15 protein-coding genes are annotated in these 15,533 nt (G+C 58.3%); 14 read left to right on the forward strand and 1 reads right to left on the reverse strand.

What is annotated here, in order from left to right:
* Positions 1 to 43 precede the first annotated feature (43 nt).
* From topA to QZ498_RS04200, 3 genes are all read left to right on the forward strand, one after another.
* Entirely contained in the window at positions 44 to 2,605 is a 2,562-nt protein-coding gene (gene topA, locus QZ498_RS04190; protein WP_294620482.1) for a type I DNA topoisomerase, read from the forward strand.
* Positions 2,606 to 2,722: 117 nt separating this feature from the next.
* Entirely contained in the window at positions 2,723 to 3,418 is a 696-nt protein-coding gene (locus QZ498_RS04195; protein WP_294620483.1) for a CoA transferase subunit A, read from the forward strand.
* 3 nt (positions 3,419 to 3,421) lie between these two features.
* Complete coding sequence (locus QZ498_RS04200) at positions 3,422 to 4,048, forward strand: 3-oxoacid CoA-transferase subunit B (protein ID WP_294620484.1); 627 nt, start codon at positions 3,422 to 3,424, stop codon at positions 4,046 to 4,048.
* Between the two features lie 52 nt (positions 4,049 to 4,100).
* Here the strand turns inward: QZ498_RS04200 and QZ498_RS04205 are convergent, their stop codons facing one another.
* Positions 4,101 to 4,805 (reverse strand): lytic transglycosylase domain-containing protein, encoded by a 705-nt coding sequence (locus QZ498_RS04205; protein WP_367117623.1) that lies wholly within the window; start codon positions 4,803 to 4,805, stop codon positions 4,101 to 4,103.
* A gap of 459 nt (positions 4,806 to 5,264) precedes the next feature.
* Between QZ498_RS04205 and QZ498_RS04210 the strand changes: the two genes are divergently transcribed.
* From QZ498_RS04210 to QZ498_RS04260, 11 genes are all read left to right on the forward strand, one after another.
* Entirely contained in the window at positions 5,265 to 5,468 is a 204-nt protein-coding gene (locus QZ498_RS04210; protein WP_294620486.1) for a hypothetical protein, read from the forward strand.
* Positions 5,469 to 5,633: 165 nt separating this feature from the next.
* Positions 5,634 to 5,813, forward strand: coding sequence for a hypothetical protein (locus tag QZ498_RS04215; protein WP_294620487.1), 180 nt, complete (start codon positions 5,634 to 5,636; stop codon positions 5,811 to 5,813).
* A 193-nt stretch (positions 5,814 to 6,006) separates the two neighbouring features.
* Positions 6,007 to 6,876 carry a Flp pilus assembly protein CpaB gene (gene cpaB / locus QZ498_RS04220; protein WP_294620488.1) on the forward strand — a complete coding sequence of 290 codons (870 nt, stop codon included), beginning with the start codon at positions 6,007 to 6,009 and terminating at the stop codon, positions 6,874 to 6,876.
* Positions 6,877 to 7,074: 198 nt separating this feature from the next.
* A complete protein-coding gene (locus tag QZ498_RS04225; protein WP_294620489.1) occupies positions 7,075 to 8,478 on the forward strand; it encodes a type II and III secretion system protein family protein in 1,404 nt (467 codons plus the stop codon).
* A gap of 17 nt (positions 8,479 to 8,495) precedes the next feature.
* The gene (locus tag QZ498_RS04230; protein ID WP_294620490.1) at positions 8,496 to 9,152 is read left to right on the forward strand and encodes an OmpA family protein; all 657 of its coding nucleotides are present in this window, start codon (positions 8,496 to 8,498) and stop codon (positions 9,150 to 9,152) included.
* Between the two features lie 266 nt (positions 9,153 to 9,418).
* Positions 9,419 to 10,642: a CpaE family protein gene (locus QZ498_RS04235; RefSeq protein ID WP_367117624.1), complete on the forward strand. Its 1,224-nt coding sequence runs from the start codon at positions 9,419 to 9,421 to the stop codon at positions 10,640 to 10,642.
* Positions 10,643 to 10,659: 17 nt separating this feature from the next.
* Complete coding sequence (locus tag QZ498_RS04240) at positions 10,660 to 12,105, forward strand: CpaF family protein (protein ID WP_294620492.1); 1,446 nt, start codon at positions 10,660 to 10,662, stop codon at positions 12,103 to 12,105.
* Positions 12,106 to 12,110: 5 nt separating this feature from the next.
* The gene (locus QZ498_RS04245; RefSeq protein WP_294620493.1) at positions 12,111 to 13,079 is read left to right on the forward strand and encodes a type II secretion system F family protein; all 969 of its coding nucleotides are present in this window, start codon (positions 12,111 to 12,113) and stop codon (positions 13,077 to 13,079) included.
* 12 nt (positions 13,080 to 13,091) lie between these two features.
* Positions 13,092 to 14,075 carry a type II secretion system F family protein gene (locus QZ498_RS04250; protein ID WP_294620494.1) on the forward strand — a complete coding sequence of 328 codons (984 nt, stop codon included), beginning with the start codon at positions 13,092 to 13,094 and terminating at the stop codon, positions 14,073 to 14,075.
* An 18-nt stretch (positions 14,076 to 14,093) separates the two neighbouring features.
* Complete coding sequence (locus tag QZ498_RS04255; RefSeq protein WP_294620495.1) at positions 14,094 to 14,654, forward strand: tetratricopeptide repeat protein; 561 nt, start codon at positions 14,094 to 14,096, stop codon at positions 14,652 to 14,654.
* Positions 14,655 to 14,684: 30 nt separating this feature from the next.
* A complete protein-coding gene (locus QZ498_RS04260) occupies positions 14,685 to 15,530 on the forward strand; it encodes a tetratricopeptide repeat protein (RefSeq protein ID WP_294620496.1) in 846 nt (281 codons plus the stop codon).
* Positions 15,531 to 15,533: the final 3 nt, after the last annotated feature.

Raw genomic sequence — 15,533 nt, forward strand, 5'->3', positions numbered from 1 at the left:
TCCGACGCCATAAGCCTCGCTCTATGAGTCGAAAGGAGATTTCATGCCAGTCGTCGTTGTCGAATCCCCGGCTAAGGCCAAGACAATCAACAAGTATTTGGGATCCGACTACACGGTTCTGGCCTCCTATGGCCATGTCCGCGATCTGCCTCCCAAGGACGGATCGGTCGATACCGAGCATGATTTTGAAATGAAATGGGAGGTCGGAAACGACTCTCGCAAGCATGTCAAAGCCATCGCCGACGCCCTGAAAGACGACAACGCCCTGATCCTCGCCACCGACCCTGACCGCGAAGGCGAGGCGATCAGCTGGCACCTTGAAGAGGCCCTGCGAAAACGCCGCGCCATCAAGAAAGACACGCCCGTGTCCCGCGTGGTTTTCAACGCCATCACTCAATCGGCGGTGACGGAAGCGATGAAGAACCCCCGCGAGGTCGATCAGGATCTGGTGGAGGCCTACCTCGCCCGCCGCGCGCTGGATTATCTTGTGGGCTTCAACCTCAGCCCCGTTCTGTGGCGCAAGCTGCCCGGGGCCAAATCGGCGGGCCGCGTTCAATCGGTCTGCCTGCGCCTGATCGTCGAGCGCGAAATGGAAATCGAAGCCTTCAACCCGCGCGAATACTGGTCGGTCAAGGCCCTGCTCGCCACGCCGCGGGGGCAGGAGTTCGAGGCGCGCCTGACGGTTTTGGCAGGCAAAAAGCTTGATAAATACGACATCGAGAACGAAACGCAGGCCGAGCTGGCGGTTCAGGCGATCAATTCGCGCGATCTGAGCGTTGCCTCGGTGGAAGCCAAACCCACCAGCCGCAACCCCGCCCCGCCCTTCATGACATCAACCCTGCAACAAGAGGCCAGCCGCAAGTTCGGCATGGGCGCGCGCCAGACGATGAGCGCGGCGCAACGCCTCTATGAGGCCGGCCTCATCACCTACATGCGGACCGACGGCATCGACATGGCCCCCGAGGCGGTGCATGCCGCCCGCGACGCCATCGCCGACCGGTACGGCAAGGACTATGTGCCCGGCTCGCCCCGCATGTACAAGAACAAGGCCAAGAACGCCCAGGAAGCGCACGAATGTATCCGTCCCACGGACATGACGCGCGACGCCAGCCAGATCAAGGTGACCGAACAGGATCAGCGCAAGCTCTATGATCTGATCTGGAAACGCACGCTGGCCTGTCAGATGGAAGCAGCGCGGATGGAGCGCACCACCGTCGACATTGCAAGTCAGGACGGTCAGGTCGGCCTGCGCGCCACCGGTCAGGTGGTGCTGTTCGATGGCTTCATGAAGGTCTACGAGGAAGGCCGCGATGATGCCGTCGTCGATGACGACGACCGCCGGCTGCCGCAAATCTCCGAAGGCGACAAGACCGACAAGCGCAAGGTCAGCCCCGAACAACATTTCACCCAACCGCCGCCGCGCTATACCGAGGCGACATTGGTCAAGAAGATGGAAGAACTGGGTATCGGGCGCCCTTCGACTTATGCCAGCATCGTCACCACGATTCAGGATCGCGAATACGTCCGCAAAGACAAGAACCGCCTGATCCCCGAAGATAAGGGGCGGATCGTCACGATCTTCCTGCTCAACTTCTTCCGCAAATACGTGGGTTATGAGTTCACCGCCAATCTCGAAGATGAGCTGGACAAGGTCAGCGCGGGGGATGTGGACTATAAGCAAGTGCTCGCCCGTTTCTGGCGCGATTTCTCGGCGGCGATCGCCGAAACCTCGGAGTTGCGCATCACCGAGGTGCTGGACGTGCTGGACGAAGCACTCGCCGATCAGCTTTATCCGCCGCGCGACGATGGCAGCGACCCACGGATTTGCCCCAAGTGCGGTGAGGGCAAACTGCACCTGAAAACCTCGCGTACCGGCGGCTTTGTCGGCTGCGGCAACTACCCCGAATGCACCTATACCCGCCCCATCGCGGGCGAAGGGGCCGATGGCGATGAACGCCTGCTCGGCCACGATGACGAGGACGAAATCTGGCTCAAGGCCGGACGTTTTGGGCCTTATGTGCAACGCGGTGAGCCGACGCCGGAAAACAAGAAACCGCCGCGCGCCTCGCTACCCAAAGCCAAGGGCGCCTTCCTGCCCGGCTGGTCGCCGGACGACATGACGTTGGAAAAAGCCCTGACGCTGCTGACCCTGCCGCGCGTGATTGGCGAGCACCCTGATGGCGGGACCGTCAAATCCAATCTTGGCCGTTTTGGGCCATATGTCATGCACCAAGGCCCCGAGGATGCGAAGCCGGTCTATGTCAACCTCAAGGAATTTCAGGAGGTGTTCGAGATCGGCATGAACCGTGCCGTCGAACTTCTGGCTGAAAAACGCGCCAATCCGGGGCGCGGCGGGCGCGGTGCGGCGGCCAAACCGATCAAGGAGTTGGGTGAACACCCCGAATCCGGCGGGCCGGTCAATGTCATGGAAGGCCGCTATGGCCCTTACGTGAAGTGGGAAAAGGTCAACGCGACCCTGCCCAAAGACACCGAGCCTGCGGATGTGACCATGGAGATGGCCGTCAATCTGATTGCGGAAAAGGCCGCGAAGAAAGGCAAAGGCAAGAAAGCCCCCGCCAAGAAAAAGACAGCGGCCAAGAAATAAGCGCACATCATACGTAGTAATCCTATAACGCGCCCATCTTGCGGTGGGCGCGTTGACTCTTGCCCGCCTTGGCCCGCATACCTTGCCCCAAATCGGTATTCCCAAGGAGGTATCCCCATGAAAAAGGTCTACGGCTCTGCTGCCGAGGCACTGGACGGGCTGTTGCGCGATGACATGCTGATCGCCGCGGGCGGCTTTGGCCTGTGCGGCATCCCCGAACTTCTGTTGCAGGCGATCAAGGACTCAGGCGTGCAAAACCTGACCTTCGCCTCGAACAACGCGGGCGTTGACGATTTCGGCATCGGCATTCTGCTGCAAACCCGTCAGGTCAAGAAAATGCTCAGCTCTTATGTGGGCGAGAATGACACCTTCATGCAGCAATACCTGTCAGGCGAGCTTGAGCTTGAGTTCAACCCCCAAGGCACGCTGGCCGAACGCATGCGCGCCGGTGGCGCGGGCATCCCCGGTTTCTACACCAAAACCGGCGTCGGCACCCAGATCGCCGAGGGCAAGGAGCATAAGGACTTCGACGGCGAGACCTATATCCTTGAACGCGGCATCTTTGCCGACCTGAGCATCGTCAAGGCGTGGAAGGCCGATACCACCGGCAACGCCATCTTCCGCAAGACCGCTCGCAACTTCAATCCGCCCGCCGCGATGTGCGGCAAGACCTGCGTGATGGAAGTGGAAGAAATCGTCGAACCCGGTGAATTGGACCCCGACAACATCCACCTGCCGGGCATCTACGTGCACCGCCTGATCCAAGGCGAGCATGAGAAGCGCATCGAGAAACGCACGGTACGGGAGGGCTGAACCATGGCATGGGATCGCAATGAAATGGCCGCCCGCGCGGCACAGGAACTTGAAGACGGCACCTATGTGAACCTCGGGATCGGTATCCCGACGCTGGTGCCCAACTTCATCCCCGAGGGCGTGCATGTGACGCTGCAATCGGAAAACGGCATGCTGGGCATGGGCCCCTTCCCCACGGAAGATGCGGTCGACCCCGACCTGATCAACGCGGGCAAGCAAACCATTACCGAACTGCCACATACCTCTTACTTCGACAGCGCCACCAGCTTTGGCATGATCCGCGGCGGCAAGATTGCCATGGCCATCCTTGGCGCCATGGAAGTCGCCGAAAACGGTGATCTGGCCAACTGGATGATCCCCGGCAAGCTGGTCAAGGGCATGGGCGGTGCGATGGATCTGGTGGCTGGCGTGGGCCGCGTTGTGGTGGTCATGGATCACACCAACAAGCACGGCGACAGCAAATTGCTCAAGGCATGCACCCTGCCCCTGACCGGCACCGGCGTGGTGGATCGCATCATCACCAATCTGGGCGTTCTGGACGTGGTCGAGGGCGGTTTGAAAATCGTCGAATGCGCCCCGGGGGTCAGCGAAGATGACCTGCGCGCCGCGACAGAGGCGACCGTGGTCTGAAATAAGGCCCATATATACTGTATCGCGGGCGGCTCTATCAGGGCCGCCCGTTTCAGTTGCTGGCGATGGTCAAAGCGCAGGCATCCGTGATCAGCACAGGGGGCGTTTTGCACAGCGCGCGGGCCACATCATAAGCCGCCAGAACCTTGGGCACGTAGTCACGGGTTTCAGCGAAGGGCGGCACACCCTCATGCGACTTCACCGCGTTTTCCCCGGCATTGTACCCGGCAAGCGCCAAGACCGGGTCATTGCCAAACTCTTTCATCAGCCAATCAAGATAGGCGACGCCCCCCTTGATGTTCTCGCCCGGGAGCAAGCTGTCTGTAACACCGAAGCGTTCGGCAGTATCTGGCATCAACTGCATCAAGCCTTGCGCGCCCTTGGCGCTAACGGCTTCGGGTCTGCCGGAGGACTCGACCGAGATGACCGCAAGCGCCAAGGCCGGCGACACCCGTGTCCCGATCGTGGCACGCAGGATATCGGCCCCATGCGCCTGCGCGATCCCCTGCACGGTCTGCAAGCGGGGGGACCGAACTTTTACGCCGCCAGGCCCGTCGCCGAGGCTTTGCATCGCCAAGGCAAGCCGCTCTGCACCACCCATCGACAGCTTCGGCGACACCTTTGTCCAAAACCACGCGTAACTGGCGATTTGGGGTGTGGTATCCGGGGCCTCATCAACCGCCGTGGCCGGGTCGGCCTCGGGTTCGATCTGTACGGTGATCCGCTTCTTGGCGCCCTTCTCCGGGGGCTTGCCCATTTTGAACGTGAATTCGGGAAACGGCGGGGGATCCTCTGCGAACACAGAAAACGGCGCGCCGGATAGGGCCACTATCAGGAAAACACTAAAGAGTCGCATGTTTGGGCCTGCTCTGCCTCGGTTCTTTTGATGTCACTATGTCAAAAGTCCCGCTTTGAGGCCAGCTTTGTCATGGATTTGGAAACTCATGTGAATGGATTCGCTAACGAAAAACGCAACTCTCAAAGGATCATTCATTTATTTTCATTTTTTATTGCTTACTTTTCATACACTTAGATGTGGTGCCTAGAAAAATCATTGTGTTAACGAAAATGGTTCCAATCCAGACAAAATCCTGCCCGATTTCACTGGCTATATCTGCTCATACCGAAACGGCAGAGGGCCAAGAGAGAGGCGGCCCACCAATCTGACGGAGCGGTTCGAAACCTTAAGTAAACTGATCCTTTGGAGGGACCAACCATGATCAAATTCATCAAAAACTTCCGCAAAGACGAAGACGGTGCCGTGACTGTTGACTGGGTCGTTCTGACCGCAGCTGTTGTGGGCCTGGGCGTTGCAGGCGTTGCCACCGTTTCCGACGGTGTTGACTCGCTGGCGACCAAAATCGAAAGCGGCGTCACCAACCAGACCGTTGAAGGTGACACCTCCGGTTCTGGCGAATAATTCGACGCACGACGCGTATGATACGATATGACATTTGGCCGCAAATCTCGAATTTGCGGCCTCTTGTGGATCTTGGCGGGACGAGCAGTATCCGCATGACGAATGCTCAGGACAAAAGTTGGTAACGATCACCAAATCAAAGTAAATTTAGTAACGGGAGCTAGCATGAAACATGTGCTCAAAAAATTTCGGAAAGATGAAACAGGCGCTATCGCAGTAGATTGGGTTGCTTTGAGCGCAGCTATCGTCGGCCTTGCCGTTGGCGTTGTTGCCGTTGTCAGCGAATCGACTGACACAGCAGCCAACAGTGTCGTGACATCCATGGAAGATGTTGGGCCCGAGTGATCAAGGCCTGACAGGTTACCGAGCAAAACCCGTCGCGGAAAAACAAGTCCCGCAAACCTTGCATTCGAAAGCGCCATTGTCCCGAAACGGACAAGCGCCGCCCCAGATTTTGCCACAATCAAATGGCATCTTCTGTGACAGAGATTTGGGGCTCGCCCCATGCAACGAAACAAGAACCTTGAAAGGATAGGCCATGAGATTGGTATTCGGACTGGTGCTCGTCGTCGGACTCGGCCTTGCGGGCTTTGCGGTGTATATGGCCAAAAGCTACGTTCAAGGCTACCAGGCGCAACTTGAACAGGAGCGCGCACAGCGCGCCCCCGAGATTGAAACTGTTGATATCTACGTGGCCAAGCGCAAGCTGAAGTTCGGCGAACGCCTTTCGAAAGAAGACGTACGCCTGACCAAGTTCCCCAAAACCTCCCTTCCCAAGGGCGTTTTCAAGACAGAAGAAGAGCTTTTCCCCAAAGGAACAAGCGAACCTCGCTCGATCATGCGCGCGATGGAAAAGAACGAGGCCATCCTGGAAGTGAAGGTCACCGAAGCGGGCGAAGAGGCAGGCATCATGTCGCGCCTTGAACGTGGCGAACGGGCCTTTGCCATCAAGGTGGACGTCGCCAGCGGCGTGTCGGGTTTCCTTCGCCCCGGCGATCGCGTTGATGTCTATTGGACAGGCAATGTTGGTCGCGGCGGGCGCACCGAGGGGAATTCGACCGGCGAAGTGACAAAGCTGATTGGCACCGGTGTGCGCCTGATCGCAATTGACCAGGTCGCCGACGCCGACATGACCGGAGCGATCATTGCGCGCACAGTCACCATCGCTGCTCAGCCGCAGCAGGTTGCGGAATTGGCACAGGCGCAATCCACCGGGCGGCTCTCTTTGTCGCTCGTCGGGATCAACGATGACACCGTGGCCGAAACCATCGAAGTCGACCAGCGTCGGCTTTTGGGTATCGCCGCTGTCGAGACCAAACCGGAACCGAAACAGCGCGAAGAGATCTGCACCATTCGAACCCGCCGCGGTGCCGAGGTCATCATCAGCGAGATTCCCTGCACCAACTGAAGCGGCCAAAAGTCTAAACTGCAAACGGGGCGCGGATTACCGCGCCCCGTTTCTTGTGAGCAACACATTTCAAGGTTACGCAACAATTTCACGTTGAAACCCTTTGATTCTTGAAAAAATTTTTCAATTGGCGCAGACTGTTGCCAATTGCGGGCGAAAAGACCCGAAAATTGAGGCGTGATCGGAAAGGCAGGTCACATGAAAAAGCTAGGTTTTGTTAAGGCTGCCCTCTTGGGGTTGGCTGTGGCGTGTGGCCCGATTGCCAGCACCGCCATCGCAGAGAATGTTACCGTGGTGCGCAAAGGTGCAAACCGCGACCTGAGCGTACCGATGAACCGCGCGGTGGTCGTCGAAAGTGACGTTCCTTTTGCGGAACTCAGCATCGCGAACCCGTCAATCGCGGATTTCTCGACGCTTTCAGACCGTACGATTTATCTTCTGGGCAAGGCACCGGGGCGGACCACGTTGACCCTTCTGGATGCCAATGGGCGGCTGATTACCAATGTCGAAATCCGCGTTGCCGCAGATATCTCTGAGTTCAAGGAACGCCTTCGCCAGATCCTTCCCGGCGAAAAGATCGAGGTTCGCTCGGCCAATGATGGCATCGTGCTCTCAGGTAGCGTGTCCAGCAACGCGCGCATGGATCGCGCACTGGAACTGGCAAAACGCTATGCTCCCGACCGAGTCTCGAACCTGATGGTTGTCTCCGGCAAGCAGCAAGTCATGCTGAAAGTGCGTTTTGCCGAAATGCAGCGTAGCGTGTCCAAGCAGCTTTCAACATCCTTGGCGGTCGACGCGCTTGGCGCAAGCGGCAACGGCGCGGCCCTTTCGGGCAGCAACCTTGCGTCGACCGGCGTCAATGCCACCGGCGTGGCATCGGGAGACAACGCCGGTGCCGCCTTCTTTGGCTTCGATATCGGGTCTGTAGAAGTTGGTATATTACTGGAAGCCCTTGAAACAAAGGGCTTCGTTCGCACCTTGGCCGAACCCAACCTCACCGCCCTTTCCGGCCAAGAGGCCACATTCCTGGCCGGTGGCGAGTATCCGATCCCGGTTGCGCAGGACAACAATACAACCACCATCGAATTCAAGCCCTTTGGTGTCGAGTTGAACTTTGTTCCACGCGTCGTGGATGGGGACGTCATCAACCTTGAATTGGCCGCTGCGGTGTCTTCGATTGATACCACCAATTCCATAAACGCCAATGGGTTAGAAATCGACGCCTTCCGCCGTCGTGATACCTCAACGACGGTATCGCTTCGGGATGGTCAAAGCTTTGCCATCGCCGGGCTTTTGCAAGACGATTTCCGTGACTCCAATGGCCAGGTGCCTTGGCTTGGTGATGTCCCGATCCTTGGCGCCCTCTTCCGCAGCGCGGACTATGCGCGCTCACAGACAGAGCTGGTCATTATCGTGTCGGCACATTTGGTCACGCCCACTCGGGGTGATGCATTGGCGCTCCCGACAGATCGGGTCAAGCTGCCGTCCGAGAAAGACTTGTTCCTGAACGGGCGTGTTGCCATGCCCGCCGATGGCAACAGCAAGGCCGGGGAAGTCGCCAAGCAAGACTTCAGCGGGTCCTATGGATACGTGATGGATTGATGGAAAGGCAGGGGCACATGAAACACCTAATCGCAACTGCGGGGCTTGTCGCCCTCACCGCCTGCTCCTCCGCACCGGGCGATGTTTACCGCTCCTACACCCAAGAAGCCGGCAGTTTGGTCGACAGCGGAGCCTTCGGCAACGCCAACATGAACAACCACCTCGTGATGACCGGCGAAAAAAGCTACGTTTTTGATCTCTCCACGCGCTTCGCGAAAGAGGTTCTCAGCACGGTGAACTTTGCCTTCAACTCGGCTCAACTCGATGCCGGGGCGCGCGATACGCTTCGCGAACAAGCGCATTGGATCAAACAGTTCCCCGAGGTGCGCTTCCGGGTCTACGGACATACCGACAAAGTGGGCTCAAACGCCTACAACAAGGCACTTGGCCTGCGTCGGGCGAACGCGGTCGTGAACTACCTTGTTGGTCAAGGCATCAGCCGCAGTCGCCTTGAAGCGGTCGTTTCCTTCGGCGAAAGCCAGCCCTTGATCGTCACCCAGGGCCGCGAGCGGCGTAATCGCCGCACCGTAACCGAGGTTTCAGGGTTCGTCGCCTCGCATCCTATCGTAATGCAAGGCAAATACGCCGAAGTAGTCTATCGCGAATACGTCAACAGCGCGAAACCCGACTCGGACCTCAAGATCGTACAGACACAAACGGGCCTTGACGAATAAACCAAGGCCTTTCCCTAATCTCCCTGTCTGGCCACGGCTGGACCAACTTAAAAAAACCCGCCGCAACGGCGGGGTATTTTTTGTCCTTCGATATCGCACAAATACGGTTTTTTAGCCCAAATGTTGCCCAGATTTTCGGCGAGGTTGCTCGCAGGCAAGAGAGTCCCGCGCCATGGGATTTGGGCCCCAAACCGACCTGACACAAGGTTCGCGTCGCACAAGGGCCCGCATGGCAAGGTGATTCATGAACAATGACGAGTAGCCCGATGACAAAGACAGAACTCAGCCCGATCGTCGCATGCACGATCAGTCGCGACGTCCAGAACTTCGATCTGCTGATTGAAGACATGGAATCCGCGCTTGGCGAAAACTGGGGTGACCTCGGTTTCGCCGAGTCATTGGCGTTCTTCAACCAGCCAGAAGCAGATTCACTGGAGTTCGTGGCAGTCGCAATCGACGAAACCGACGAGGATGACCTCGTGATGCTGGGCGAAGTTATCTCGCTCGCCAATGCGCGTGGGGTCAAGGTGATCCTGATCGCCGAGGATGTCAGCCCCGCGGCCCTGCACCAGCTTTTGCGTCAGGGTGCGCATGAATTCGTGCCCTACCCCCTGCCGGAAGGCGAATTGCAAGCTGCAATCGAACGCCTCCAAAAAACCGAAGAGGCCGCGCAGGAACCCGCGCACTCACCGTTCAACGACAGCCAACGCACCGGTGATGGCGTGCTTCTGGCAACCCAAGGCATCGCTGGCGGAACAGGTGCGACAACCCTGGCCGTCAACCTTGCCTGGGAGCTGGCCACGGTCGAAAAAGACAACCCGCCCCGCGTTTGCCTGATAGACCTCGGCCTTCAAACGGGCTCGGCCGCGACCTACCTCGATCTGCCACGTCGCGACGTGGTCTACGAGATGTGGTCGGACACCGAAACGATGGATGACGACATTTTCAAGCAGGCGCTGATGACCTTTGAAGACAAGCTCTGGGTTCTCACCGCCCCCTCCGAGATGCTGCCGCTGGATTTGATTTCCCCCGAGGACGTCAGCCGCGTTGTTGAACTGGCGCGCCTGCACTTCGACTATGTGATCGTCGATATGCCCTCGACCCTCGTGCAATGGACTGAAACCGTGCTGACAGCGGCGCAGATATATTTCTGCACCCTGGAACTCGACATGCGTTCGGCGCAAAACGCACTGCGCCTCAAACGCGCCCTCAAGTCCGAGGAATTGCCGGTTGAGAAACTGCGCTATTGCCTCAACCGCGCCCCCAAGTTCACCGATCTGAATGGGAAAAGCCGCGTGAAGCGCCTTGGCGAAAGCCTTGAAATCGGCATCGAGGTGCAACTGCCCGATGGCGGGCGCCAGATCGCGCAAAGCGGCGACCAAGGTACACCGCTCGCGCAAGCCGCCGCGAAAAACCCACTGCGAAAGGAAATCGCCAAACTCGCCGCCTCGTTGCACGAGCTTGGCAAGAATGACGCCGAAGCCGCTTAAAAAAGGAACAAGCCGCGATGTTCTCGAAGTACAAGAAAGCCGCGCCCGCACCCAAGGCAGCACCTGCCGCCGAAGTGGCACAACCGGTCGAGATGCCCAAAACCCAGCCGGTGGAACAGGTGCAATCCCTGCGCCGCCCCGCACAGAAGGCAGCGGCACAACCCGTCGGCCAAGACAAAGAGCGTAAACGCAAGGAACGGCTGGGTGAAATCAAGCTCGAATTGCACCGCTCCCTGCTCGACAACCTCAATCTGGGCGCTCTCGATACGGCGACCGAAGCGGATTTGCGCGCCGAGATCAGTTCCATCGCGGGCGAGGTTCTGGAAGAACGCGGGATCGTCCTGAACCGCGAAGACAGGACGACCCTGACTCAGGAACTCTACGACGAAGTGCGCGGCCTGGGGCCGCTTGAAACGCTTCTGCAAGACGACACCGTGAACGATATCCTCGTCAACGGCCCGCAGCAGATCTTTGTCGAGCGTGACGGCAAGCTCGAACTCAGCGATGTCACCTTCAAGGATGAAAAGCACCTATTGCGGATCATCGACAAGATCGTTTCCGCCGTGGGTCGCCGGGTCGATGAATCAAACCCCTACGTGGATGCGCGTCTGGCCGATGGCTCACGTTTCAACGCCATGGTGCCCCCCATCGCGGTTGATGGCAGCCTCGTGTCGATCCGGAAATTCAAGAAGGACAAGCTGGGCATCGACGACCTGGTGAATTTCGGTGCCTTTTCCGAGGAAATGGCCGCCTATCTGCAAGCCGCTGTCGCCTGTCGACTGAACGTGATCGTCTCGGGCGGTACAGGCTCTGGTAAGACGACCACGCTCAACGCGCTGTCGTCTTTCATCGACAACGCCGAACGCATCCTCACCATCGAGGATACGGCCGAACTTCAGTTGCAACAGATTCACGTCGGCCGCATGGAAAGCCGCCCGCCCAACGTCGAAGGCAAGGGCGAGGTCAGCCCACGCGACTGTCTGAAAAACGCGCTTCGTATGCGTCCTGACCGCATCATCGTGGGTGAGACACGCGGCGAGGAAGTGATCGACATGTTGCAGGCGATGAACACCGGCCACGACGGCTCGATGACAACGATTCACGCCAACAACCCGCGCGATGGTATCGCGCGTCTGGAAAACATGATCGCCATGTCGGGCATCGAGATGCCGATCAAGGCGGTACGCAGTCAGATCGCCTCGGCTGTGAATCTGGTCGTACAGGCATCCCGCCTTCAGGACGGCTCACGCCGAATGACCTCCATCACCGAAATCACCGGCATGGAGGGTGACGTGATCTCGATGCAGGAAATCTTCCGTTTCCAACGCGTCGGCCTCACTCCCGATAACAAAATCATCGGCCACTTCACCGGCACCGGTGTGCGGTCCAACTTTTCCGAACGGTTCCGCCTGTGGGGGTACGACCTACCGCCCAGCATCTATGAACCCATTGCCGCGGAGTAAGACGCATGAGTATCAGCGCAGAACCGATTATTTATGGCCTGATCTTTGTCGGGGTGCTCGTTCTCGTCGAGGGCCTTTACCTGACGGTATTTGGCCGGTCGATCAGTCTCAACAACCGGGTCAACCGGCGCCTGGAAATGCTGGACAAGAGCGGTAACCGCGAAGAGGTGATGGAGAAACTCCGCAAGGAGATGCAACAACACCTCAAGGCACGCAAGATTCCGATCTACGCAATCTTGTCGGACAAGGCGCAAAAGGCGGCCATTGCCTTTACGCCCCAGCAATTGATCATGCTCATGGTCGGGGTCAGTGTTTTGGCTTTCATCGGCCTGTCGGTCGGAACCACCACCAGTGTTGCCGTCCGCGCGTTGGTTTCCACCGCGATCGGCGTTTTTGGGATATTCACATGGATCAACATGAAGGCCAAAAAGCGCATGGGCCTTCTGGAAGAACAATTGCCCGATGCTATTGAACTCATGGTTCGCAGCCTTCGTGTCGGCCACCCCTTTTCCTCGGCCATCGGCATCGTCGCCGACGAAGTGGCCGATCCATTGGCAACCGAGTTCGGCATGATCGCAGACGAGGCGGCCTATGGTCGCGACATGGGCGAAGCGCTCAAGGACATGGCCGAACGTCTCGACATGCAGGATTTGCGCTTCCTGGCCGTCGCCGTGGCGATCCAACAGCAATCAGGCGGCAACCTTGCCGAAATCCTTGATGGTTTGGCCAAGGTCATCCGCTCCCGCTTCCGGCTTTTCCGCCGCGTCAAAGCCATCACCGCCGAGGCTCAATGGTCCGGCAAGTTCCTGTCGGGCTTCCCGATCCTCGCCCTTATCGGCATCCAAGTTCTGGATCCCAATTACTATGACAAGGCGATGGAACACCCCTTCTTTATCCCGGCCTGCCTTGTCGTGGGCGCCTTCCTGACGATCAATCTTTTCGTCATGCGCGCGCTTGTGAACATCAAGGTTTAAGAGGACACCGCCATGCAATTCCTTTCCAACATACAGGCAATCTTAACCGATGCCATGGGGCCCTTCGGCCCGCTCATCGTGGTTGGCACGCTCGGCATTCTGTTGATCCTCGCCACGATCCCGCTGCTGATCAAAGACTCGCAAGATCCGCTTGAAAGGCTCAAGAAAGACTCGCGCGACAGAGCAAGCGACTCGCAGCCCAAGAAAAAGCTGCGCGCGGGCACGCGCAACGAAAAGCTGGACAAATACGCCAGTTTCCTTGAACCGCAGGATGCCAAGCAACTCTCGCAAATCCGGCTGACCCTGATGCAGGCAGGTTACCGCAGCCGTGATGCCGTGCGGTACTTCCACTTCGCCCAGTTCGCACTGGCCATCGGGCTTCTGATCTTGGGCGTTTTATATTTCGTCCTCTTCGTCTCCGGTGACGAAACAACGACCCAGCAGACCCTTCTCTATATCCTGGCACCCGGTGCAGTGGGCTACATGATTCCCAAGTACTGGGTGACCAAGCGGCAACAACAACGTCAGGAGGAAATCGGCGACGGCTTCCCCGACAGTCTCGACATGATGCTGACCTGCGTCGAAGCCGGTCAATCCATGGATCAGGCCATTATCCGCGTGGCCAATGAAATCCGGGCGTCTTACCCGGCATTGGCCGAAGAATACGAAATCGTCGCTCATCAAATCAAAGCCGGCCGTGACAAACCCTCGGTTCTCAAGGAAATGTCCGAACGCTGCGGGGTGCAGGATATCTCCAGTTTCGTGACTGTCCTGATCCAGTCGCAATCCTTCGGTACGTCCATAGCCGATGCCCTGCGGGTCTATGCCGGGGAAATGCGTGACAAACGTGTCATGCGGGCCGAAGAAAAGGCCAACAAACTGCCAACAAAGATGACATTGGCCACGATGATGCTTACAGTTCCCCCACTATTGATCATTCTTGTTGGGCCGTCGGTTCTGGGCATTCTGGAAATGTTCGCCATGGCCGAGCAGTAGAACAATCCTAGAGGTGCGATGAAACGCACAAGCGCCATTGTTTTCCTGACGCTCGCCTTGGCCGGATGCACAGCCGGCCAAGGCGATGGCGTATCCCGTGACAACCCGTATGCCCCCGGCGTGGCCCAAAGTGGCGATGCCGTCGATGGCATGGTTGTGGGGCACCGCCTGATGGATGCCGGTGAATACGAACTCGCGATTGATGCCTATTCCCGCGCCGCGCTGACGCACGGGATGAGCGCCGAAGTCATCGCCGGCATTGGAAGCGCCAATCTCGCCCTGGGCCGGCTTGGCACCGCCGAACGCCTTTTGCGCGATGCCATCGACAAAGATGAAGAGTCCCCGGAGGTTTGGAACAACCTTGGCGTCGTCCTCATGGAACAGGGCAAAACCGCCGAAGCGGCGCAGGTTTTCCGTCGCGCCTATGCCATAGACAATGGCCAAAGTGACTCAATTCGTGACAATTTGCGGTTAGCCCTCGCAAAATCGGAAAATTCCGATTATGCTGAGCGCAATGAACAAGACTATAAATTGGTACGGCGGGGCAGCAGCGACTACCTGATCCGCAAGATACCATGATCGAGGCGAAGGCAGTAAAAGGACGCAAACATGCGCCACCCTATTCTTCTTTCTGTATGCGTTGCAGGCGCGTTCACACTTTCCGCATGCGCTGAAACCGAAGGACAAGACGTTGACCGCGCCTTCCAAGGCGTCAATGTCGTGGACGAAACCAACCTCAACGACGTGATGTTGACCGTGGCCGACCCGAACGAAGCGGTCTCCTACTTCCAAAGGGCCGTCGGCGAACAGCCCGAACGCATCGACCTTCAGCGTGGCCTTGCCAAGTCACTGATCCGCGCCAAGCGCTTTACCGAGGCCGTCCCGGCTTGGAAACGCGTCACCGAGCACGAAGAGTCCACCCATGACGACAGCGTCGATTTCGCCGATGCGCTGATCCGCAACAACGAATGGGATCGCGCCGATACCGTCCTCGATGGCATCCCGCCCACGTTCGAAACCTTCAAACGCTACCGGCTTGAAGCGATGATCGCCGACAGCAACAAGGAATGGAAGAAAGCCGACAGTTTCTACGAAACCGCCGTCGGCCTCACCACGCGACCGGCCGGTGTGATGAACAACTGGGGGTACTCCAAGCTGACCCGCGGCGATTTCGCGGCCGCCGAGCGTCTGTTCTCCGATGCCATCCGTCAGGATGACAGCCTATTTACCGCCAAGAACAACCTCATTCTGGCTCGTGGCGCGCAAAAGAAATATTCGCTCCCGGTGATGCAATCGACACAGGAAGAACGAGCGCAATTGCTCTATACCCTTGGGCTTTCGGCCATCAAACAGGGCGACACCGGCATCGGCAAGGGCCTGCTGCGTGACGCGATCGACACCCACCCGCAGCACTTCGAGGAAGCCGTGCGCTCGCTTCGCGCGCTTGAGGGCTGAGCG

It is taken from the genome of uncultured Roseovarius sp. (assembly GCF_913057115.1).
GTDB lineage: Bacteria > Pseudomonadota > Alphaproteobacteria > Rhodobacterales > Rhodobacteraceae > Roseovarius.